The sequence below is a fragment of the Mycobacterium sp. genome, from assembly GCF_004298145.1.
Lineage (GTDB): Bacteria > Actinomycetota > Actinomycetes > Mycobacteriales > Mycobacteriaceae > Mycobacterium.
On the sequence record NZ_SCRH01000067.1, the window covers coordinates 17,541 to 39,221 of the forward strand.

Annotated in this window: 21 protein-coding genes and 2 pseudogenes; 21 read left to right on the forward strand and 2 right to left on the reverse strand. The window is 67.7% G+C overall.

Features of this window, described 5'->3' with window-relative positions:
• Entirely contained in the window at positions 1–492 is a 492-nt protein-coding gene (locus tag EPN51_RS26670) for a Fur family transcriptional regulator (RefSeq protein WP_293048881.1), read from the reverse strand.
• 156 nt (positions 493–648) lie between these two features.
• Between EPN51_RS26670 and EPN51_RS26675 the strand changes: the two genes are divergently transcribed.
• The 21 genes and pseudogenes from EPN51_RS26675 to EPN51_RS26775 all read left to right on the forward strand — a co-directional run bounded on the left by EPN51_RS26675 (position 649) and on the right by EPN51_RS26775 (position 20,891).
• Complete coding sequence (locus EPN51_RS26675) at positions 649–1,800, forward strand: HoxN/HupN/NixA family nickel/cobalt transporter (RefSeq protein ID WP_293048882.1); 1,152 nt, start codon at positions 649–651, stop codon at positions 1,798–1,800.
• A 119-nt stretch (positions 1,801–1,919) separates the two neighbouring features.
• Complete coding sequence (locus tag EPN51_RS26680; RefSeq protein ID WP_293048883.1) at positions 1,920–2,255, forward strand: hydrogenase maturation nickel metallochaperone HypA; 336 nt, start codon at positions 1,920–1,922, stop codon at positions 2,253–2,255.
• A 58-nt stretch (positions 2,256–2,313) separates the two neighbouring features.
• The gene (hypB, locus tag EPN51_RS26685; RefSeq protein WP_293048884.1) at positions 2,314–3,087 is read left to right on the forward strand and encodes a hydrogenase nickel incorporation protein HypB; all 774 of its coding nucleotides are present in this window, start codon (positions 2,314–2,316) and stop codon (positions 3,085–3,087) included.
• A 267-nt stretch (positions 3,088–3,354) separates the two neighbouring features.
• Positions 3,355–4,410: a hydrogenase expression protein HypE gene (locus EPN51_RS26690; RefSeq protein ID WP_293048885.1), complete on the forward strand. Its 1,056-nt coding sequence runs from the start codon at positions 3,355–3,357 to the stop codon at positions 4,408–4,410.
• Positions 4,411–4,512: 102 nt separating this feature from the next.
• Positions 4,513–6,312: a nickel-dependent hydrogenase large subunit gene (locus EPN51_RS26695; protein ID WP_293048886.1), complete on the forward strand. Its 1,800-nt coding sequence runs from the start codon at positions 4,513–4,515 to the stop codon at positions 6,310–6,312.
• Between the two features lie 56 nt (positions 6,313–6,368).
• A complete protein-coding gene (locus EPN51_RS26700) occupies positions 6,369–7,313 on the forward strand; it encodes a NifU family protein (RefSeq protein ID WP_293048887.1) in 945 nt (314 codons plus the stop codon).
• Positions 7,310–7,954 carry a DUF5947 family protein gene (locus EPN51_RS26705; RefSeq protein ID WP_293048888.1) on the forward strand — a complete coding sequence of 215 codons (645 nt, stop codon included), beginning with the start codon at positions 7,310–7,312 and terminating at the stop codon, positions 7,952–7,954. The genes EPN51_RS26700 and EPN51_RS26705 overlap by 4 nt, the downstream gene beginning before the upstream one ends.
• A complete protein-coding gene (locus EPN51_RS26710) occupies positions 7,951–8,619 on the forward strand; it encodes a DUF6084 family protein (protein WP_293048889.1) in 669 nt (222 codons plus the stop codon). Before EPN51_RS26705 ends, EPN51_RS26710 begins: the two co-directional genes overlap by 4 nt.
• Positions 8,616–9,972 (forward strand): annotated as a pseudogene (locus EPN51_RS26715) (hypothetical protein). Before EPN51_RS26710 ends, EPN51_RS26715 begins: the two are co-directional and overlap by 4 nt.
• Positions 9,973–10,099: 127 nt before the next feature.
• The gene (locus tag EPN51_RS26720; RefSeq protein ID WP_293048891.1) at positions 10,100–10,624 is read left to right on the forward strand and encodes a hydrogenase maturation protease; all 525 of its coding nucleotides are present in this window, start codon (positions 10,100–10,102) and stop codon (positions 10,622–10,624) included.
• A gap of 3 nt (positions 10,625–10,627) precedes the next feature.
• Positions 10,628–10,897 carry a HypC/HybG/HupF family hydrogenase formation chaperone gene (locus EPN51_RS26725; protein WP_293048892.1) on the forward strand — a complete coding sequence of 90 codons (270 nt, stop codon included), beginning with the start codon at positions 10,628–10,630 and terminating at the stop codon, positions 10,895–10,897.
• Position 10,898: 1 nt separating this feature from the next.
• Entirely contained in the window at positions 10,899–13,271 is a 2,373-nt protein-coding gene (hypF, locus tag EPN51_RS26730) for a carbamoyltransferase HypF (RefSeq protein WP_293048893.1), read from the forward strand.
• A pseudogene (locus EPN51_RS26735) lies at positions 13,268–13,987 on the forward strand (hydrogenase assembly protein HupF); the annotation flags it as partial. The gene hypF and the pseudogene EPN51_RS26735, both read left to right, overlap by 4 nt.
• Positions 13,988–14,115: 128 nt before the next feature.
• Positions 14,116–14,790, forward strand: a complete 675-nt coding sequence (locus EPN51_RS26740) for an SIS domain-containing protein (RefSeq protein WP_293048894.1) — start codon at positions 14,116–14,118, stop codon at positions 14,788–14,790.
• The gene (gene hypE, locus EPN51_RS26745) at positions 14,787–15,899 is read left to right on the forward strand and encodes a hydrogenase expression/formation protein HypE (protein WP_293048895.1); all 1,113 of its coding nucleotides are present in this window, start codon (positions 14,787–14,789) and stop codon (positions 15,897–15,899) included. The genes EPN51_RS26740 and hypE overlap by 4 nt, the downstream gene beginning before the upstream one ends.
• A 67-nt stretch (positions 15,900–15,966) precedes the next feature.
• Positions 15,967–16,239: a HypC/HybG/HupF family hydrogenase formation chaperone gene (locus tag EPN51_RS26750; RefSeq protein ID WP_293048896.1), complete on the forward strand. Its 273-nt coding sequence runs from the start codon at positions 15,967–15,969 to the stop codon at positions 16,237–16,239.
• A gap of 14 nt (positions 16,240–16,253) precedes the next feature.
• The gene (hypD, locus tag EPN51_RS26755) at positions 16,254–17,384 is read left to right on the forward strand and encodes a hydrogenase formation protein HypD (protein WP_293048897.1); all 1,131 of its coding nucleotides are present in this window, start codon (positions 16,254–16,256) and stop codon (positions 17,382–17,384) included.
• Positions 17,381–18,127 (forward strand): DUF6390 family protein, encoded by a 747-nt coding sequence (locus tag EPN51_RS26760; RefSeq protein ID WP_293048898.1) that lies wholly within the window; start codon positions 17,381–17,383, stop codon positions 18,125–18,127. The genes hypD and EPN51_RS26760 overlap by 4 nt, the downstream gene beginning before the upstream one ends.
• A 21-nt stretch (positions 18,128–18,148) precedes the next feature.
• On the forward strand, positions 18,149–19,282 hold the full coding sequence (locus EPN51_RS26765; RefSeq protein ID WP_293048899.1) for a nucleotide pyrophosphatase/phosphodiesterase family protein: 1,134 nt from the start codon (positions 18,149–18,151) through the stop codon (positions 19,280–19,282).
• A 64-nt stretch (positions 19,283–19,346) separates the two neighbouring features.
• A complete protein-coding gene (locus tag EPN51_RS26770) occupies positions 19,347–19,835 on the forward strand; it encodes a hypothetical protein (RefSeq protein WP_293048900.1) in 489 nt (162 codons plus the stop codon).
• 126 nt (positions 19,836–19,961) lie between these two features.
• On the forward strand, positions 19,962–20,891 hold the full coding sequence (locus EPN51_RS26775) for a PPE family protein (protein WP_293048901.1): 930 nt from the start codon (positions 19,962–19,964) through the stop codon (positions 20,889–20,891).
• 9 nt (positions 20,892–20,900) lie between these two features.
• On the opposite strand, the gene EPN51_RS26780 is transcribed toward EPN51_RS26775, so the two are convergent.
• On the reverse strand, positions 20,901–21,680 hold the full coding sequence (locus EPN51_RS26780) for a 3-oxoacyl-ACP reductase (protein WP_293048902.1): 780 nt from the start codon (positions 21,678–21,680) through the stop codon (positions 20,901–20,903).
• Position 21,681: the final 1 nt, after the last annotated feature.

The following is a 21,681-nucleotide window of genomic DNA, read 5'->3' on the forward strand; positions in this document are numbered from 1 at the left end:
TCAGCGGTGGTGCGGCGCAGCCGACGGCTTGGCGTCCTGACACTGGGGACACAGACCGCGCAGCGTCAGCCCGGCCGCCTCCGAGAGCGCGAAGGAGCTGCCCGCGATCGCATGCTCGAGCGCCAGGCTCAGCCGGCGAGCGGGTACCTCGATGATCGTGCCGCACTTCGTGCATACGGCGTGGTGGTGCGGGGCGGTGGCCAGCCCGTAGGTCGTGACGCCGCCGTCGAGGGTCAGCGCGTGCAGCATCCCCTGATCGACCAGGGTGGTCACCGTGCGGTAGACGGTGGCCACGTCCGGCGCCTGGGCCCCCGGGGGAAGGCACGCGCGCATCCGCTTGTCGATCTCGGCCACCGACAGGTGTCCGTTGACCGGTTCGAGCACCGCCAGCACCTGGATCCGGGAAGCCATCCGCCGCAGCCCGCGTGCGCGCAACAGATCGCCGATCCTCTCGGTGACCGACGCATCGAGTGCCGACGGCTTGGGCGTCACCGGTTCAGTGTCGCGCCGCGACGCCGGGATCGCCAGCTTTCGCCGCAATCAAGGCTGCACGATTCTGCGATTCACTTGCATCTGGCGCGACGCGGAACTTACAGTCGTGCCGGTTGTTCTCTGTCCGATACCGCAGGACGCGCCGGAAGGACCCCAGTGGCCAGCACCGAGATCGACCGGCGGCCGTCACGGACGACCAGGCTTCTCGGGGCGCTGACGCCGGCGGAGTGGTGGCGCCTGGCCTCGATGCTGGCGGCCATCGTCGTGCTGCACCTGATCGGCTGGTTCACTCTGGTGTTGTTCGTGGCGCCGGCGCAATACAGCCTGGGCGGCAAAGCTTTTGGCATCGGTATCGGATTGACCGCTTACACCCTGGGCATGCGGCATGCCTTTGACGCCGACCACATCGCCGCCATCGACAACACCACCCGCGCGCTGATGAACGATGGGCAGCGCCCGCTGGCCGTCGGCTTCTTCTTTTCGCTGGGGCACTCCACGGTGGTCTTCGGGTTGGCGGTGTTGCTGGCGTGCGGGGTGAAAACGGTCGTCGGGCCGGTCAAGGACGACTCCTCGACGCTGCACCATTACACCGGGTTGATCGGCACCAGCGTCTCCGGTCTCTTCCTGTATGCGATCGCCCTTCTCAACGTCATCGTCCTGGTCGGCATTCTGCGCGTGTTCGCGCGGCTGCGCCGAGGCGAATACGACCCCGAGACGGACGGGGCCGAACTGGAGCGGCAGCTGCAAAGCCGCGGATGGATGAACCGGCTGCTCGGCCGCCTCACCAAATCGATCAGCAAGTCCTGGCACTGCTATCCGGTCGGGCTGTTGTTCGGGCTGGGTTTCGACACCGCCACCGAGATCGCGCTACTGGTGCTGGCCGGCACCAGCGCCGCCGCCGGGCTGCCGTGGTACGCGATCATGTGCCTGCCGGTGCTGTTCACGGCCGGCATGTGCCTGCTGGACACCATCGACGGATCGTTCATGAACTTCGCCTACGGATGGGCCTTTTCCAATCCGGTGCGCAAGATCTACTACAACATCACCGTCACCGCGCTGTCGGTGGCGGTCGCCCTGCTCATCGGAAGTGTCGAACTCCTCGTCCTTTTCGCCGACCAGTTCGGTTGGCGGGGCACCTTCTGGAACTGGATCGGCGGGCTGGACCTCAACACGGTCGGCTACGTCGTCGTCGGCATCTTCGTCATCACGTGGGCGGTGGCCCTGCTCATCTGGCGCTACGGACGCATCGAAGAGAAGTGGGGCCCCGCGGATCTAGGAGCCGATCTCGGAGCCGAAACCGCGACCTAGCCACCGATCTTGCCGATGAGAGGCTCACCGGTCACGGCCGTTCGGGTGTAGAACAGTGCTCATGGGCCCCTTCGCTTCAGCCCTGCGGTTGGACGGATCCCGGACACCGGTGATCCGCGGTGCATGAGCTGTCGTTGTGCGAAGCGATCGCCGGTGTGGTCAAAGGCCACGCCGACGGCCGGCACGTCGACGTGGTGCGCGTGCGGGTCGGCGCGCTCCGCCAGGTGGTGCCGGAGTCGTTGTCCTTCTGCTGGACACTGGTGCGCGACGCCGAGGACATGCCGGACGCCGAACTGGAACTCGAATGCGTCAGCGCCGAAGTGCAGTGCTGTGCATGCGGCCGGCAGTCCGAGATCGAATCGCCGTGGTCGATCTGGTGTCCGCGCTGCGACAGTTCCGACGTCGAAGTGCTGCGGGGCAACGAATTCTTGGTGACGTCACTGGACGTCTCGTGAAAAGCGGCCCCCGCAGCGTCATCAGCATCGTTAGACACCACATCGAAAGGTGTTGAACATGGGTAGATTTCATCGGCACGACGACGGCACCATCCACACCCACTCCCATGATCACCCGCGCCACGAGCACGACCACGGCGATCACAGTCGCTACCGGACCGGCGGTCAGCGCATCGACGTCCTGGAGGCGATCTTCGCCGAGAACGACCTGCTCGCCGCGGCCAACCGGGCGGCGTTCGAGAGCAACGGGGTCCGCACCCTCAACCTGATGAGCTCGCCCGGATCGGGCAAGACCACCGTCCTGCAGGCGACGCTCGACGAACTCGCCGGCGAGCTCGCGATCGGGGTGATCGAGGGCGATATCGCCACCGATCTGGACGCGGCCAAGCTCAGCGGCCGCGGCGCCCAGGTGTCACTGCTGAATACCAGCAACGGATTTGGCGGCGAATGCCATCTCGACGCTCCCATGGTCAGCCGGGCGCTGCCGGGCCTCGACCTCGCCGTTCTGGACCTCGTCGTCATCGAGAACGTCGGCAATCTGGTCTGCCCGGCCGAGTTCGACGTCGGCGAACACGCCAAGGCCATGGTCTATTCGGTGACCGAGGGCGAGGACAAGCCGCTGAAGTATCCGGTGATGTTCCGGTCGGTGGATGTGGTGCTCCTCAACAAAATCGACCTGGTGCCCCACCTCGACGTGGACGTCGACGCATACATCACCCATATTCGCAAAGTCAATGCGGCAGCGACGATTCTGCCGGTCAGTGCGCGCACCGGCGACGGGATGGGCGCCTGGTTCGGCTGGCTGCGGCACTTCGCCGCAGCCGGCGCGTGAACGGCGCTCGTCGAAAGCGGTTCCGGGCCGCACTCCTGCGAAGTGTTCGCAGGACAATCCATCTCGCGGCGGCTGGCCGGGTTCATCGAATCACCACGGCGCACAACGTCTTTCGACGTTATACAACATGTGACTACTAGTGGGCGAGGCCGAACCGTTGACAACGCACGGTAGCGGGAGTAGACCCAAAAAATAGCGCTGCGCAAGTGGGCCGACGGTCGACTCCGGCGGCGCAGGAGCCGCAGCCCGGCTCCGGAAAGCTGCAGCATGCCAACGGAAGCAGCAGTCAAGGCGGAACAAACATTGATCCATGTTCTATGGATCAACGCGGGCCTCAGTTGTGACGGCGATTCGGTGGCGTTGACTGCTGCCACCCAGCCCAGCGTCGAGGAAATCGCATTGGGGGCCCTGCCCGGACTCCCCCAGGTCGCCGTGCACTGGCCCCTGATCGACTTCGAATGCGGACCCAACGGAGGAGCGGACGACTTCCTCGAGTGGTTCTTCAAGGCCGACCGCGGGGAGTTGGAACCTTTTGTGCTCGTCGTCGAAGGGTCCATCCCGAACGAGAAGATCAAGGACGACGGGTACTGGTGCGGATTCGGCAACAACCCGGCCACCGGCCAGCCGATGACCACCAGCGAGTGGCTGGACCGGCTGGCGCCCAAGGCCACCGCGATCGTGGCGGTCGGGACCTGCGCCACCTACGGGGGCATTCACGCGATGGCCGGCAATCCGACCGGCGCGATGGGAGTGCCCGACTATCTGGGCTGGGATTGGAAGAGCAAGGCGGGCATTCCGATCGTGTGCGTTCCCGGCTGCCCGATCCAGCCGGACAACCTGTCGGAGACCCTGACCTACCTGCTCTACATGGCGACCGGTCAGGCGCCGATGATCCCGCTCGACGACGCGCTGCGCCCCCAGTGGTTGTTCGGCGCGACCGTGCACGAGGGGTGCGATCGGGCCGGATACTACGAGCAGGGCGACTTCGCCACCGAGTACGGTTCGCCGAAATGCATTGTCAAACTTGGCTGTTGGGGGCCGGTCGTGAAGTGCAACGTCCCCAAGCGTGGGTGGATCAACGGTATCGGCGGTTGCCCCAACGTCGGTGGCATCTGCATCGGCTGCACCATGCCGGGGTTCCCCGACAAATTCATGCCGTTCATGGACGAACCGCCGGGCGGCAAGATCTCGAGCACCGCGTCGGGTTTGTACGGAACCGTGATTCGCAGTCTGAGGGGTATCACGGAACGCACCCTCGACAAAGAGCCGCGGTGGCGCCACAACGGCGACAAACTCACCACCGGAGCGCGCCGCACCTGGTAGGTCACCTATCGGGTGGGCGCGCTCCTTCCTCCAGTTCTAGACGAAGAGCCGTCGCCGCATCAGCCAACGCGGACAGCAGCCAAAACGGGAAGAAGTAGCGCGATGACAACCATCATTCCTGAACCCACCCATGCCACACGGGAACCCGGCCAATTGGTCGACATGGCCTGGGATCCCATCACCAGGATCGTGGGCAGCCTGGGCATCTACACCAAGATCGACTTCGAGAACAAAGAGGTCGTCGAGTGCCACAGCACCTCGTCGATCTTCCGGGGCTACTCGATCTTCATGAAGGGCAAGGATCCTCGCGACGCCCACTTCATCACCAGCCGCATCTGCGGCATCTGCGGCGACAACCACGCCACCTGCTCGTGCTACACGCAGAACATGGCCTATGGGGTCAAGCCCCCGCATCTGGGCGAGTGGATCGTCAATCTCGGTGAGGCAGCGGAATACATGTTCGACCACAACATCTTCCAGGAGAACCTGGTCGGCGTGGACTTCTGCGAGAAGATGGTCGCCGAGACCAACCCGAGTGTGCTCTCGCTGGCCGAGAAGACACCGGCACCGCATGCGGACGCGCACGGGTACAAAACGATCGCGGACATCATGCGTTCGCTCAACCCGTTCAGCGGTGAGTTCTATCGCGAAGCGCTCGTGGTCAGCCGGTGGACACGAGAGATGTTCTGCCTCATGGAGGGCCGGCACGTGCACCCCTCGACGCTGTACCCCGGCGGGGTCGGCACCGTCGCGACCATCCAGCTGATGACCGACTACATGACCCGGCTGATGCGCTACGTCGAGTTCATGAAAAAAGTCGTGCCCATGCACGACGACCTGTTCGACTTCTTCTACACCGCGCTGCCGGGTTACGAGAAGGTCGGGCTGCGCCGCACCCTGCTGGGCTGCTGGGGCTCCTTCCAGGACCCCGAAGTGTGCAACTTCGAATACAAGGACATGGAGCGCTGGGGTAACGCGATGTTCGTCACCCCGGGTGTGGTGGTCGACGGCAAACTGCTCACCCACTCGTTGGTGGACATCAACCTCGGCATCCGGATCCTTTTGGGCAGTTCGTATTACGACGACTGGACCGACCAGGAGATGTTCGTCAAGACCGATCCGCTGGGTAACGCGATCGACCGGCGTCACCCATGGAACCAGCACACCAACCCGCACCCGCAGAAGCGCGACCTGGAAGGCGGCAAATACAGCTGGGTGATGTCGCCACGCTGGTTCGACGGCACGGACCACCTGGCGCTGGACACCGGCGGCGGGCCGCTGGCCCGGCTGTGGTCGACCGCCTTGGCCGGCCTGGTCGACATCGGTTACGTCAAAGCGACCGGCAACAGCGTCAAGATCAACCTGCCCAAGACGGCCCTCAAGGGGCCCGTCGAGTTGGAGTGGACGATCCCCAAATACGGCAGCAACACGATCGAACGCGATCGGGCGCGCACCTACTTCCAGGCCTACGCGGCGGCGTGCGCGTTGCACTTCTGCGAGAAGGCGCTCGACGAGATCCGCGCCGGGCGCACCAAGACGTGGGAAAAGTTCGACGTGCCCGACGAGGCCATCGGCTGCGGCTTCACCGAGGCGGTCCGCGGTGTGCTCAGCCACCACATGGTGATCCGGGACGGCAAGATCGCCAACTATCACCCGTACCCGCCCACACCGTGGAATGCCAACCCGCGCGACAGCTACGGCACCCCCGGCCCGTACGAGGATGCGGTGCAGGGCCAGCCGATCTTCGAGGAGAACGGCCGGGACAACTTCAAGGGAATCGACGTCATGCGTACGGTGCGCAGCTTCGACCCGTGCCTGCCGTGCGGTGTGCACATGTACCTGGGAAAGGGCAAGTCCCTGGACAGACTGCACACGCCGACCCAGTCACCCGTCGGGGAGTGACGATCGCAAGCGCGGCGAAGCCGGGCGTAGCGGGTCGGCACATTAACGGAGGACACATGGCGGATCGCCCGGACAGCCCCGAGACCGACACGCAGTGGCGCTCAGCGGGCGATCGGATCCAGACACTGCTGGATTCCTGCGCAGCAAGCGGGACCGCCGCGCACGACCGTGCGCAGCAACTGCTTCGCGAGGTGGTCGGGCTTTACGGCGCCGGGCTGGAGCGGATCATGCGGATGGCCGCCAATCCCGGCCCGGACGGCGGCCTGGCCGAGCGGCTGGCCGCCGACGACCTGGTGGCCAGCCTGCTCTTGGTGCACGGCCTGCATCCGCACGACGTGCACCGCAGGGTCTCCGATGCGCTGGATCGGGTGCGCCCCTATCTGGGTTCGCATGGCGGGGACGTCGACCTGATCGACATCGTTCCCGGCGAGGGGCCGGGAGAAAGCACCGTGCGTTTGGCGTTTACCGGTAGCTGTAAGAGCTGCCCGTCGTCGGCGGTGACGCTGGAGCTGGCCGTACAGGACGCGGTGCGCGCGGCCGCCCCGGAGATCTCCTCGATCGAACTGGTGACCGCGGCGTCCGCCGACGTGTCCGGCGGGGTGATCCCCGCCGAATCGCTACTGGCGCATCTCCATCCGAACGGGCATGGGCCGACGGACTGGCACCCCGTGCCCGAGCTGGCCGAGCTGGTGCCCGGCGAGGTCGGCGGTTTCCTGGTCGACGGCACCACCATCGTGGCGTGCCGGGTCGGCGACCAGACGTTCGCCTACCGGGATCGCTGCCCGGTGTGTGACGACTCCCTGGCCGGCTCGGAACTGCATGGTCCGTTGCTGCGCTGCGCGGGCTGCGGCACGGATTTCGACATGGTCCATGCGGGGGTTCATGCCGGAGCCGACGCCACCGATGGGTCGGCGAACCATCTCGATCCGATTCCGCTGTTGATCCGCGACGGCCTGCCGTCGGTGGCATTGGGGGCCGATGTGATGGGCGCCCCGGCATGAGCACCCCCTACGACGTCCTGACCCGCATCAGAAGCGACCGGCGCGCCCCCGAGCCGGCGGGCGAGCGCTGCGAAATGTGCGCGGAGCTGATCGCCGACGAGCACCAGCACGTCGTCAATGTGGCTGACCGGCAACTGATGTGCGTCTGTCGCGCCTGTTATCTGCTGTTCACCGACTCCCACGCCGAGCTGCACTATCGGGCGGTGCCGGACCGGTATCTGTCGTTTCCCGACTTCGCGCTGGATCGCCTGGTGTGGGAGGCGCTGCAGATCCCGGTCGGGATCGCTTTTTTCTTCACCAACTCGGCGCTGGGGCACACCGTCGCGTTCTATCCGGGGCCGGCCGGGGCAACCGAGTCCGAGCTGGATATGGACGTGTGGGACACCATCCGCGCGGCCGACCCGCGGCTGGGCCTGCTGGTCGACGACGTGGAGGCGCTGCTCGTCCGGGTTGCCGATGGCCCCGAGGATGGCGAATTGTCGCGGCCGGAAAGCTATCTGGTGCCGATCGACGCCTGCTACGAATTCGTCGGGCGATTGCGCATGCTGTGGCGCGGCTTCGACGGCGGCCAGCAGGCACGCGAATACATCGACGGATTCTTCGACCTACTCGCCGCCCGCGCAGTGGAGGCGCCGCGATGAACGGTCCGCCGCCGGATGTGAGCTTCGCGATTCTGGACGTGACGGCCGAACCGTACGCCGTCAGCCCGGTCCTTACCGCCCGCGTCGGCGTCACCAGCAGTGGCCCTGCGGCAGAGGATCCGGTGCACGCCATCGCCCTGCGCTGCCAGGTCAGGATCGAGCCGCTGCGCCGCCCGTACTCCGAGGACGAAGCGACCGGCCTGATGGATTTGTTCGGGGCCCGCGAACGTTGGGCGAGCACCCAACGCACCTTCCTGTGGCAGCACTGCACCGCGATGGTGCCGGGATTCACCGGCAGCACGATCGCGGCCCTGCCCCTGGGCTGCACCTACGACTTCGAGGTCGCCGCCGCCAAATACCTGCACGCGCTGCGCGACGGCACGGTTCCGCTCCAGTTCCTGTTCAGCGGAACGGTTTTCGTAAACTCCGAACGTGGCTTCTCGGTTCAGCAGGTGCCGTGGGACCGTGAGGACCGCTACGACATGCCGGTCGGGGTCTGGCGGGATCTGATCGCGCAGCATTATCCCAACAGCGGCTGGATCCGGCTGAGCCACGAAACCATCACGGAGCTGGCGGGCTACAAATCGGGCCGGGGAATGCTCGACTTCGACCACGCCATCACCTCGTTGCTGGACGCCACCGCCGACCGCGAGGTGACGCGATGACCGCGAGCTGGGATCGGGCCCGCGCCGTCGCCGACGCGGTGCTCTACGAGGGCTATCTCCTCTACCCGTACCGGGGGACGTCGAGCAAGAACCAATCACGGTGGCAGTTCGGCGTTCTGGGGCCGTGCGGTGCGGCCGATAGCGGCCTCGGTGAAGAGACCACCCTTGCCGCGGAGTTCCTGGTCGAAGGTGCGCGCGCGCTCACCTTGGTGGTGCGGTTCCTGCAGCTGCAGCACCGCAGGGCCGAGCGGGAAACGGGTCACGGCTTCGAGCCCGTCGACGAGCTCGACACCCCGGCCGGGTCGTGGCTGACCTGGGACGAAGCCGTGGAGCGCGAAATCTCCTTCGGCCCACTTACGTTCGGTGATCAACCGTGGTCGCTGCCGGTGTCGGCCGACGCGGCGATCGATATCGAACTCCTCGACGGCGGCCGGTTGGTGCGCGAGCGACGTGAGGTGCGCGGCGTGCTGGCCGTCACCAGCCAGTCCGACGGCGACCTGCGGCGGATCTCGGTACGGGTGGACAACACGGGTGCGGCCGCGCGCGACAAGGACGACGCCATCGCACGATCCATGATCGGAACGCATCTCATCGCCGAGGTGGATGGCGGCCAGTTCGTCTCGCTGCTGGAGCCGCCGCAGGCCGCGGCCGATGCGGTGTCCCGGTGCCGCCAGCACCGCTGCTTCCCGGTGCTGGCCGGGCCAACAGGCGCCCGCGACATGCTGCTGATCTCACCGATCATTCTCTACGACCACCCCGAGGTGGCCGAACAGAGCGACACGGCGTTGTACGACTGCACCGAGATCGACGAAATCCTCACCCTGCGCGTGATGACCATGACGGACGAGGAGAAAGCACAGGCCCGGGCTACCGACCCACGGGCGGCGCGAATCATCGACCAGTGTGACGCCATGTCACCCGAGGCGATGGCCCGGTTGCACGGTGTGCTGCGCGATCCGCGGTCGCTGCGTGGACCCACCGATCTGGTGCCCGAGATCCCCGAGGGCGTCGATTGGTGGGATCCCCTGGCGGACAACGCCGTCCGACCCGAGATCGACGCGGTGCTGGTGAACGGGATCCGGGTGGCCAGGGGCAGCAAGGTCCGGTTGCGCCCGCGGCGCAACGCCGACGCCCAGGACATTTTCGTCACCGGCAAGACCGCCCGTGTCACGTCGGTGCATGAGGACGTCGAGGGCAACAAGCACGTCGCCGTCGTCGTCGACGAGGACCCGGCCGCAGACCTGCACGACTGGTATGGCCGCTACCTGTACTTCTCCCCCGACGAAGTCGAACCGCTGCGGTCGCAGCACGACGCAACAATCCCTTGAAAGGAGTTCGACATGGAAGTCGTAGGTTGGGTCTTCATCGCCATCATCGCGCTGGTGGCCGCCGTCGCATTGGTGTTCGGAGTGATCTCCGTGCCCGATGCCCGGCGGTATCTCAGGTTGAGGCGGATGTAGCCGCCAAGGCTGACACCACCATGACAACGCGCATCCTGGTAGCCGGGATCGGCAACATCTTCCTGGGGGACGACGGCTTCGGATCGGAAGTGGTCCGCAACGCCGAACTCCCGCAGGATGATCCGGCGATACAGGTCATCGACTACGGAATCAGGGGCATGCACCTGGCCTATGACCTGCTCGAGGAGTGGGATGCGCTGGTGCTTGTCGACGCTGTACCCAGCCGGGGGCATCCCGGAGCGTTGCACGTCTTTCAGGCTGATCACGAATCGCCCTCGCAGACAACCGGTCTGGACGGTCACAGCATGGACCCGGCCGCCGTCTTCGCCAGCCTGCAGGCCCTGGGCGGCCGTCCGCCCTACACCGTGGTCGTCGGTTGTGAGGCGGGAAGCGTCCAAGAAGGAATCGGCCTGACCGAGCCGGTCGCCCAGGCCGTCCCCCGGGCGGCGCGGGCGGTCGAAGAGATCGTCGCGGCGCTGCACGGCGCGGCGCCGCCCGCGACTGCGCTGCACGCCGCGTCGCCCGCGGCCGAAGGCGGGTGCTGAACCATGTGTCTGGGCATACCGGGACAGGTCATCGCCATGCTGGACGGGTTTGCGGGGCAACTGGCGCTGGTCGACGTGGTCGGCGAACAACGCAAGGTGAACGTCGGCATGCTGCCGGAAGAGACGTTCGCGCCGGGCGATTGGGTGATCATCCACATGGGTTTCGTCGTGGAGAGGACCGATCGCGCCGGAGCCGATCGGGCCATGGCCGGCCTGGAATTGATGGGCCGCGGTGACACCGGCCCGATGGACCCCCCAGCGGAGGCCGGTTGAGATGACCGAAACGGCCGAGGTTTCCCTGCTGTCGCGGTCCGAGGAGGTTCGGCAACGGGTCACGGTGACCGGCGTGGTCCAGGGGGTGGGCTTTCGTCCGTTCGTCCATCGCGTCGCGACCGAACTGGGTCTGTCCGGATTCGTCGGCAACGACTCGGGCGCGGTGTTTCTCGAGGTGCAGGGCCGGCGCGCCCGGGTGGCGGAATTCTGCCGGCGGCTGCGCGCCGACGCCCCGCCGCTGGCACGGATCACCGAGGTGCGGGCGGTCGAACTTGACGCCGATCCCGCGTCTGCACCCGAATTCCGGATCGTGACAAGCCAATTGACCGCCGGTACGACCAGCCCGATTCCACCGGACATCGCGGTGTGTGACGACTGCGTCGCCGAGCTGTTCGACCCGCTCGATCGCCGATACCGGCACCCGTTCGTGACGTGTACCAACTGCGGGCCGCGGTTCACCATCATCGAAGCATTGCCGTACGACCGCCCGGCCACCACGATGGCGGTGTTCGCCATGTGTGCGCGGTGCACCACCGAATACCACGAGCCGGCGAATCGTCGATTCCACGCGCAACCGATCGCCTGCCCGGACTGCGGGCCGGCGCTGCGGTTCCGCTCGACGGCCGGTGAAGTACGCGGATCGGATGCGGCCTTGGCCGCCACCCAGAGCGCACTGGCCGCGGGCGCCGTGGTGGGCATCAAAGGAATCGGCGGCTACCACCTGGCCTGCAACGTCGACGATGCGGCGGCGGTCGCCGCGATACGGGCGCACAAAGCGCGCGGTGCCAAGCCCTTTGCGATGCTGGTTCGCGATCTCGACGTCGCGCGCCGCTACGCCCACGTCGACGATGCCGAAGCCGCCGTGCTGTGCGGCCCGGCCCGGCCGATCGTGTTACTCCGGCGGCTCGACACCGCGCCGGTCGCCGAGGCCGTGGCACCCGGCAGCCCGCTGCTCGGGTTGATGCTGCCGTATTCCCCCCTTCATCACCTGCTGCTGGCACCGGTGCCGGGCATCGCCGGGCCGGTGCCCGATGCGCTGGTGCTGACCAGTGCCAACCGCTCCGACGAGCCGATCTGCTTCACCGATGACGATGCCGCGCAAAGGCTTCCGGCACTCTGCGACGCGATCCTCGACCATGACCGGCGGATCCAGGTGCCGTGCGACGACTCGGTGGTGCGCGTCGTCCGAGACCAGGACGGGGCCCACGAGCTTCCGATCCGCCGATCCCGCGGGTATGCGCCGTTGCCGGTCGACCTGGGGCTCGACGGACCGGCCGTGCTGGCCGTGGGCGGCGAACTGAAGAACACCTGCTGCCTCACCGACGGCTCGCGGGCCTACCTGTCCGGCCACATCGGTGACATGGCCACCTGGGAGACACTGCGCGCGTTCGAGCGTGCGGTGGGCCAACTCAGCGAAATACGAGGCACGCCCGCACGTTTGGCCGCCGACCTGCATCCCGGATACCACACGCGAAGCTGGGCGGAGCGCCACGCGGGGAATCGCCCGGTGGATCTGGTTCAGCATCACCATGCTCACGTGGTGTCGCTGCTGGCCGAACACGGGCGCATCGGCGAACCCATCGTCGGGATCTCCTTCGACGGCACCGGTTATGGCTGTGACGAGACGATCTGGGGCGGCGAGATTCTGGCGCTCGGACGTCGCAGCCACCATTTCGAACGGGTCGGCCACCTGTTGCCGGTGCCGCTGCCCGGCGGCGATGCGGCGGTGCGCAATCCGTGGCGGATGGCGCTGTCGCAGTTGTGGATGGCCGACATCGACTGGACGCCGGATCTGGCTCCGGTCGCCGCCGCGACCGAAGACGAACTACGCCTTACCCGTTCGCAACTGGAATCCGGGGCGGGGTGTGTGCCGTGTTCGAGCATGGGCCGTCTGTTCGACGCGGTCGCTTCCCTGCTCGGGGTGCGGCACCGCATCGACTACGAGGGGCAAGCCGCCATCGAGCTCGAGGCGCTGGCGGAGTCGGCCGACTCCGATCCCGAGCAGCCCGCGCCGTCGTTGCCGCTCGCGGTGCGCCCCGACGGGGTGATCGATCCGGTCCCGATGGTGCAAACGATGGTCGCGGCGCTCTATGCCGGGACACCGCGCGCGGCGCTGGCCGCCGCGTTCCATGAGGCGGTCGCCGTCGCCGTCGCCGACGCGGTCGCCAGGGTCGCCGGCGCCACCCGGTTGGTGGGCCTCACCGGCGGGGTGTTCCAGAACGTCCTGCTGTTGCGTACTTGTCGTACCTTACTGCGGCGCAATGGATTTGAGGTACTCTCCCATCACACCGTTCCGCCGAACGACGGTGGACTGGCGCTGGGCCAGGCCGCGGTCTCGGTGCTGATCGCGCAGGAGGAGGGGATGACGCGATGACCACCACCGCCATCGACCGTGGGCTGAGCTCCGAGTTGGCCGAAGACCTTGCCGCCACGGCGTTGACGCTCGCCAAGCGATTCGCCGCCGGTGCCACCATGTGGTGCATCGCGCCGTCGTGGGAACCGCACGCGATGCACATCGCCGTCGAATTCGTGCACCCGGTGATCATGGGCAAACGGGCCTTGCCAGCGGTGGCGCTCACCGGCCCCGACCTGCTGGATCTGGTGCGGGTATCGGTGCGGCCCGGCGACATCGTGGTCGCGGTGTCCGGTGCTGAGGACGCGCAGGTGCGCTCGGTGATGCGCCGCGGCCCGGCCTGGGGCGCCACCACGATTTGGATCGGCAGCGGCGATCCACCCGGGGCCGCCGTGGCCGATCACGTGCTCTGGCTCGACGATCCCGATCCGCGGGTGCCCGCCACCGGCGGCTTCGTGCTGTTCTACCACCTGTTGTGGGAGCTGACCCATGTGTGTTTCGAGCACTCGGGGTTGCTCAAACCCAAGGACGGCGACGACGAGGCGGTCTGCGTGACCTGTAGCGACGAGGGCCGGCTGGGCGAAGTGGTGAGCGCGTCGGTGGACGGTCAGGCACCGGTGCGCACCGCCCGGGGTATCGAGGACGTGATCACCACACTCGTCGATCCGGTCGCGGCCGGTGAGCTGGTGCTGGTGCACGCCGGCACGGCCATCAGCCGCGTCGGCGACGAGGATGCCGGCGTGGCCGGGATCCGAGGAGCAGCGCCATCGGATCCCGTCGGCGACGAGGATGCCGGCGTGGCCGGCATCCGAGGAACAGCGCCCTCGGGTCACGGCGGCGAAGACGAAGAGCGAGAGGGTGTTTCATGAGTCCCGCCGACGAACCCACCAACTTCTTGTACCCGTTCATCGACGCCGAAGAAGACGATCCCTCCTCGCTGCTCGCCGATTTGGCCGCGTCGGCACAAGCCAAGGCGTCGGAAAGCCGGGCGCTGCGGCACTCCACGCTGGAAGCCAACGCCGATCTGTTGTCGCAGGCCGCCGCCGAGCTGGCGCGGCGGTTCGCCGCCGGCGGCAGGTTGTTCACCTTCGGAAACGGCGGCAGCTGCACCGATTCCACCACGCTGGCGGCCTTGTTCGCGCGCCCGCCGCTCGGCAACTCCCTGCCGGCCTGGTCGCTGACCGCCGATCAGGCGATCCTGACCGCACTGGGTAACGACGTCGGATTCGAGCTGGTGTTCGCCCGCCAGCTGATCGCCCGCGCGAAGAGCGGCGACATCGCGATCGCGATGTCGACCAGCGGCAACTCCCCCAACCTGCTGACCGCGCTGGCCGAGGCGCGCCGGCGCGGCCTGTACACCATCGGATTCTCCGGCTACGACGGTGGCGCCTTCGCGAACAATCCAAATGTGGATGCCTGCTTCGTCGTTCGTTCGCAAAGCGTGCACCGGATTCAGGAATCCCAGGCGCTGGTGGGCTATCAGTTGTGGTTGGCGGTCCACGAACGTCTCGGGAGCGATCACGGTTTGGGGGCCGCATGAATCCGTCAGCGGGTGACTATCTTTCGTCGGGGCCGCGGTTCGCCGAAGGCGACGTGATCGAGCGGATCGAGTCGTTCCGCCGGCGCCGCCCCCGGTTGCTCGACGACCATGTGACCCTGGCGCACGGTGCCGGCGGCAAGGCATCGGCCGCGCTGGTGGACGCGGTATTCATGGAGGCGTTTCGGAACCCGCTGCTCGAGTCGCTGGGCGACGGCGCGGTCCTCACGTTACCCAGCGGAGAGCGCGTGGCGATGTCCACGGATTCCTTTGTGGTGCAGCCCAGGCGTTTTCCCGGTGGCTCGATCGGCGAACTCGCCGTGCACGGCACCTGCAACGACCTCGCGGTCGCCGGCGCCGTGCCGTCGTGGATCTCGGCGGCGTTCGTGCTCGAAGAGGGTTTCGGAATCGCCGAGTTGAAGGAGATCGTCGCCGACATGGCCGCGGCGGCCGCGGCCGCCGGTGTGCAGATCGTCACCGGCGACACCAAGGTGGTGCCCAAGGGTGCGGCCGACGGGCTGTTCATCACCACCACCGGGGCCGGCGTCATCCCCGCGGGCCGCACGCTGTCGGCGCAGTCGGTGCGCGCCGGCGACAAGGTGCTGCTGTCGGGGTCGATGGGCGATCACGGCATGGCGGTCATGCTCGCCCGCGGCGATCTGGCCATCGAGGCCGATATCGCCTCCGACACCGCGTCGGTGAGCCCATTGGTCGAGTTGCTGATGGCGGCCGCCCCGTCCACCCGGTGGCTGCGCGATGCGACGCGGGGCGGAGTGGGCACCGTGTGCAACGAGCTGGCCCAGGCCTGCGGCCTCGGGGTGCTGCTCGAAGAGGAGCGACTCCCCGTGACCCCGATGGTCAACGGCGCCTGCGAGTTACTCGGCATCGATCCGCTCTACGTCGCCAACGAGGGCAAGTTCGTCGCCGTCGTCGCACCCGAAGAGGCACGGGCGGGGCTGGACGCGTTGCGATCCCACCCGCTGGGTGCCGATGCGGCCGAAGTCGGGGAAATCGTCACCGAGCCCGCCGAGAGCGTGGTACTGCGCACCGGGTTCGGCGGCACCCGGATCGTCGACATGCTGGTCGGGGACCCGCTACCGAGGATCTGCTGAAGACGTGGCGATCGCAAGCGCGGCGAAGCCGGGCGCAGCGGGTCGCCACAAGAAAGGATAACCGCTTATGTGCCTTGGAATTCCGGGTCGGATCGTCGAGATCACCGATCCCGCAAACTATCTGGCGAAGGTCGACGTCAGCGGCGTGCAACGCGCGATCAGCGTGCGGCTGCTGGAAGGCGACATGCCCGGGCCCGACGATTGGGTCCTGGTCCACGTCGGGTTCGCCATGGCCAAGATCGACGAGACCGAGGCGCTGCTCACGCTGGCGGCCATCAAGAAACTCGGCGACACCTACACCACTGAAATGCAGGCCTTCGACTCGTCGGCCATTATTTAACCCTGGGAGCGGCAATGAAATTCGTTGACGAATTCCGCGACCCCGCCGCGGCGCGGAAGCTACTGGTCGCGATCGAGCACCTGGCCGGGACCGGCGGCGAGGAGTTCAAGTTCATGGAGGTGTGCGGCGGGCACACGCACACCATCTATCGGCACGGCATCGAACACCTGCTGCCCGACAATGTCGAGCTGGTGCACGGCCCGGGCTGCCCGGTCTGCGTGATCCCGATGGGACGCATCGACGACGCGATGTGGCTGGCCGGCCAGCCCGACGTGGTCTTCACCTGCTTCGGCGACATGATGCGGGTGCCCGGGTCGGCCGGCAGCCTGCTGGACGCCAAGGCGCGGGGCGCCGACGTGCGGTTCGTCTACTCCCCGCTGGACGCGCTGAAGATCGCCGTCGCCAACCCCGACAAACAGGTGGTGTTCTTCGCCATCGGCTTCGAGACAACCGCGCCCTCGACCGCGGTGACACTGGTGCGCGCCCGGGACATGGGCCTGCCCAATTTCAGCGTCTTCTGCAACCACGTCACGATCGTGCCGCCGATCAGGGCCATCCTCGAATCACCGGATCTGCGGCTGTCGGGGTTCATCGGCCCCGGGCACGTGTCGACGGTGGTGGGCAACCGCCCCTACCGGTTCGTGCCGGAGATATACCAAAAGCCCTTGGTGGTAGCCGGTTTCGAGCCGCTAGACATCCTGGCCGCGGTCGCGATGCTGCTGACCCAGATCCGCGAAGGCCGCTGCGAAGTGGAAAACCAGTACAAGCGCGTGGTGCCCGAGCACGGCAACCCCGCCGCGCTGGCGCTGATGGGCAAGGTGTTCGCGCTGCGCCCCCACTTCGAATGGCGCGGTTTGGGATTCATCTCGCAAAGCGCGCTGCGGCTGCACGACGATTTCGCGGAATTCGACGCCGAGCTGCGGTTCGCGATGCCCGGCGTGCGGGTCGCCGACCCCAAGGCCTGCCAGTGCGGTGAGGTGCTCAAGGGAGTGCTCAAGCCTTGGGAATGCAAGGTCTTCGGCACCGCGTGCACGCCCGAGACACCGATCGGAACGTGCATGGTGTCACCCGAGGGGGCGTGCGCGGCCTACTACAACTTCGGCCGCATGCACCGCGATGCGGTCAAGCTGGTGAGGCGGGCTTGACCGGCACCCGCAACGTTCACCAGGGCGCCGAGATGTTCGCCCGCTACGCTTATGCGCCCAACGCGCTGGGCTATTGCGGTCCCCCGCTGGGGGCCACCCTGCGTGACGGGTCGGTTGCCGACGTGCGCAGGGCGGCGACCAAGTTCTCCGGGGCCTGGCCGTATCTTCGGGTGCTGTCGAAGCTGACCGGCATCGCCGACCCGCTGGATTATCGGCTGGTGGAGTCGTATTGGCTCGGCGGCGGCGCCGCGGCCGGCCTGGACCCGCAGGAGTTCTTCGACGCGTTGCTGGCGATGCTCGGTCCGCAGGCGGGCCATTACTGGTCGCATCTCACGCCGGATCTGGCATGCGAGGCCGCCGGGAATCACTGCTTCCACGTGTTCGGGGTTTATCCGTGGACGCGGTTCCTGGGCCGAAACATGGACGAGCAGCCGCTGCGTGTGCTGGACAACTGCCGAATCAGTTCCGGGACAGTGCTTTCCCGCGACGGAGACCGGGTCGAGGTGTTGTGCCGGAGACTGGCCTGGAACGGTCAGGCACTCACGCTGTCGAAACCCTCGGCGCGGGTGTTCGAGGTGTGGGCTGACGGATACAGCGCGGTGCCCGACGCGGCCGCCGGTGACGTGGTCGCGATGCACTGGGGCCGGTTGTGCGGCCGGCTCTCGCCGGAGCAGCTTTGCGCGCTGACCGACAGCACGAACCGGCAGCTGCTGGTGACCGACCATCGACTGGCGCGCGTCTAGCTTCGACGTCAGACTGGCCCCGTGCCCGGTTCTCTCTGCGACGTGCTGCCCGCCGCGGCCGCCCTGCTCGGGGTTCCGGGCTCCCCGGACGAGCTGGACAAGCTCGCGGTCACGGACTGGGCGGGCTCCGATCGGATTGATCGGGTGCTCGTCGTGCTCGTGGACGGGTTGGGCTGGCACCTGCTTCCGCAGCTGGCCGGAAGTGCGCCGCTGCTCGCCTCCGTGCTGGCCGGTGCCACCGGACGGCTGACCCGGCTGGAATGCACCTTTCCGTCGACGACGCCGACCAGCCTGGTGTCCCTGGGCACCGGCGCGCCTCCCGGCGAGCACGGCATTCTGGGCTTCACCCTCAGGGTGCCCGGCACCGACAGGGTGCTCAACCACATCCGGTGGCGAGACGACCCGTCACCCGCCGTCTGGCAGCCGGTGCCGACCTGGTTCCAACGGCTCAAGGAGGCAGGTGTCAGCGCCCGCGCCGTGCTGCCGGCGCCGTTCATCGGCAGCGGACTGACCGAGGCCGCATATCGCGGCGCGGAATTCCGCCCCGCCGGCCGGGCCGACGACTACGCGCGGCTGGTGATGGACGACCTGGGCTCGGCGCCCGGGCTGGTCTACGGCTATACCGCCAAGCTCGACACCGCGGCCCATGTCTTCGGCGTCGGCTCGGAGCAGTGGCATGCGGCGGCGACGAGCGTCGACACCCTGCTATCGCGCCTGCTCGAGGCGCTGCCGCCGAACGCGGCGCTGCTGGTGACCGCCGACCACGGCGGCCTCAATGTCCCACCCGAGGCCCGCATCGACCTCGACGCCGACCCGCGGCTGGCCCAGGGAGTGCGGGTGGTGGCCGGCGAGCCCCGGGTCCGGTATCTGCACACCGAGCCTGGTGCCGGACCCGCTGTGCAGGCCGTGTGGACCGAGGTGCTCGACGGCCGGGCCACCGTCTACAGCCGCGAGCAGGCGGTGGCCACCGGGATGTTCGGGCCGGTCGCGCCGCAGCACCTGGAGCGGCTCGGCGACGTGGTGGTCATCTGTTCGGGCGACGCGGCGGTGCTGGCCAGCGCGCACGAGCCCCCGGAAACGTCCCGCCTGGTCGGTTTCCACGGCGGAGCCAGCGTGGTCGAGATGGCGATTCCGTTCATCGTTTTCCGGCCGTAGCGCAGGAAAACAACCGGACGCGAATCGAGTTCACCTCGTTCTGACCGTTCCTCGGGGTTTCACGTTGTACATTCGGCACAAGGTGTTGTTCCGGGGGTGCGGCGAAACTCGGCGGTGGCAGCCGGCCACCGCGATTGTCGCAGCGCTCGGTGTTTTCGTCGCCCTCGTCGCGGGTTCGTCGTTGCAGCCCCCGTTTGCCGCGTCCACATTGCCGGAGCCGGCTGCGTGGTCCGGCGCCACCCCGGACGTCGATGCGCCCGCCGGCGTGATGCACCCGGATGGCCATTTCTCGGCCATCAGCCGGCCCGCCCTGGCCGCGTCGCGGTCTTCGACACCGGCGCACAAGACCAACACGAAGCCGTTCCACTACATGTGGATGACGAAGGAACGGCCCCTGACCTGGAATCGCCTGTCGCCCCACTCGGCTCTGCCACCGACGCCGGTAGCGCTCGGCCCGTCGGGGTCAGCGCCCTACGATGCCCAATCCCGGGCACCCGCAGGCATTCCCGCCGACCGAGACATCCTGACCCGGCTCTGCATAGCCCGCGTCTGATCGCTGCACGCCGCGCACTACCGCGACACGTACGCGCCCAAGGCTTGTAACCCCCGTCTCTATCTTGTAAGGACGCCCCATGTTTTCGGGTACCACTCATACCGCCGTCGTCAGGCAGAGGCTGTAATGGATTTCGCGACGCTGCCCCCGGAGATCAACTCCGGGCTGATGTATTCGGGTCCCGGCGCGGGATCGATGGTCCAGGCCGCCGCGGCGTGGCACAAATTAGCCGCGCGGCTCCGCACCGCGGCGGCGGACTACCGGGCGGTGACCGCCAAGTTGGCGGCGGAATGGAAGGGCCCGGCGCCGTCGGCGATGAACGCGGCCGCCGCACACTACGTCGACTGGCTCGACGCCAGCGCCGCACGGAGTCGGCACGCGGCCACGCAGCTCGGGGCGGCGGCCGGCGCGCACGAGTCCGCTTTCGCGGCGATGGTGGCCCCACCGGTGATCGCCCGTAACCGTACGCGCCGCATGGCGCTGGCGTCGGCGAACTGTCTGGGCCAGCACAGCGCGGCGATCGCGCAGGTCGACACCGAATACGACGGGATGTGGGCACAGAACGCCGGGGCCATGTACGCCTACGCCGACGCCGCGGCCGGCGCGGCGGCGGTCACACCGTTCACCTTTCCGCCCGCCGATGCCGGTGCGCCGGCATGCACCTGGGCGCTGCAGGCCGCGCCCGACGTCATGTCGGCCGCCTGCCAACTGATGTCGGCCATTCTCGACGCTCTCAAACACCTGTCGGCACCATCGCCGTCCACGTTCGCATCGCCCCTTTCTACGGTCACACCGTCGCTGTCGAAATTGAATTCGCTGACCGCGCCGTCGGATTTCGCTATCGGCCACCTGAATTCGATGAACAAGGCGGCGGCGCTGCGCACACTTTTCCCCAAGCCGGCCGCCGTCAACGGCGTCAGCGCGCGCTCGGGTCGCGGGGTGTCGCTCGGCGTGCTGTCGGTGCCGCGTATCTGGATGGTGGCCGCGCCCGCGGCGCAGCGGCTCGGCGGGGACCACATCCGCCTGGTCGCGGCCAGCGAGGCACCCGGCCAGTGAGTACGCCGGCTAGAGCGGAGTCACGTAGGCCGAGCTGATGCCGCCGTCGACCAAGAACGTCGACGCCGTGATGAATGACGCGTCATCGCTCGCCAGAAATGCGACCGCAGCGGCGATTTCGCCGGGGTCGGCGAAGCGGCCCACCGGCACGTGCACCAGCCGGCGCGCGGCCCGTTCGGGGTCCTTGGCGAAAAGCTCTTGCAGCAGCGGCGTGTTGACCGGCCCCGGGCACAGCGCGTTCACCCGGATGCCCTGCCGGGCGAACTGCACGCCCAGCTCCCGCGACATGGCCAGCACCCCTCCCTTGGAGGCGGTGTAGGAGATCTGCGACGTCGCCGACCCCAGGACGGCGACGAACGACGCCGTGTTGATGATCGAACCCCGCTGCGCGGGAACCATGTGCCGCAACGCCGCCCGGCAGCAGAGGTACACCGACTTCAGGTTGACGTCCTGGACGCGTTGCCACGCGGGCAGTTCGGTGTTTTCGATGAGATCGTCGTCGGGTGGCGAGATGCCGGCGTTGTTGAACGCGATGTCGATGCGGCCGTAGGCCTGTGCCGCGGTGTCGAACAGCGCGTTGACCGCGTCCTCGTCGGCGACGTCGGTGGGCACGAACAGACCGGACAGTTCGTCGGCCGCCGCGGCGCCCGCGTCACCGTCGATGTCGGCCACCACGATGGTGGCGCCCTCGGCGTGCATGCGCCGTGCCGACGCCAACCCGATGCCGCCGCCGGCACCGGTGATGACGGCGACGCGGCCCGCCAACCGTTGGGTGAGATCGACCGCCACC

Coding starts and splice junctions, on each gene's coding strand:
- hypB (WP_293048884.1), top strand. CDS start 2,314: ATGGGTAGATTTCATCGGCACGACGACGGCACCATCCACACCCACTCC.
- EPN51_RS26690 (WP_293048885.1), top strand. CDS start 3,355: ATGCCAACGGAAGCAGCAGTCAAGGCGGAACAAACATTGATCCATGTT.
- EPN51_RS26695 (WP_293048886.1), top strand. CDS start 4,513: ATGACAACCATCATTCCTGAACCCACCCATGCCACACGGGAACCCGGC.
- EPN51_RS26700 (WP_293048887.1), top strand. CDS start 6,369: ATGGCGGATCGCCCGGACAGCCCCGAGACCGACACGCAGTGGCGCTCA.
- EPN51_RS26705 (WP_293048888.1), top strand. CDS start 7,310: ATGAGCACCCCCTACGACGTCCTGACCCGCATCAGAAGCGACCGGCGC.
- EPN51_RS26710 (WP_293048889.1), top strand. CDS start 7,951: ATGAACGGTCCGCCGCCGGATGTGAGCTTCGCGATTCTGGACGTGACG.
- EPN51_RS26720 (WP_293048891.1), top strand. CDS start 10,100: ATGACAACGCGCATCCTGGTAGCCGGGATCGGCAACATCTTCCTGGGG.
- EPN51_RS26725 (WP_293048892.1), top strand. CDS start 10,628: ATGTGTCTGGGCATACCGGGACAGGTCATCGCCATGCTGGACGGGTTT.
- hypF (WP_293048893.1), top strand. CDS start 10,899: ATGACCGAAACGGCCGAGGTTTCCCTGCTGTCGCGGTCCGAGGAGGTT.
- EPN51_RS26740 (WP_293048894.1), top strand. CDS start 14,116: ATGAGTCCCGCCGACGAACCCACCAACTTCTTGTACCCGTTCATCGAC.
- hypE (WP_293048895.1), top strand. CDS start 14,787: ATGAATCCGTCAGCGGGTGACTATCTTTCGTCGGGGCCGCGGTTCGCC.
- EPN51_RS26750 (WP_293048896.1), top strand. CDS start 15,967: ATGTGCCTTGGAATTCCGGGTCGGATCGTCGAGATCACCGATCCCGCA.
- hypD (WP_293048897.1), top strand. CDS start 16,254: ATGAAATTCGTTGACGAATTCCGCGACCCCGCCGCGGCGCGGAAGCTA.
- EPN51_RS26775 (WP_293048901.1), top strand. CDS start 19,962: ATGGATTTCGCGACGCTGCCCCCGGAGATCAACTCCGGGCTGATGTAT.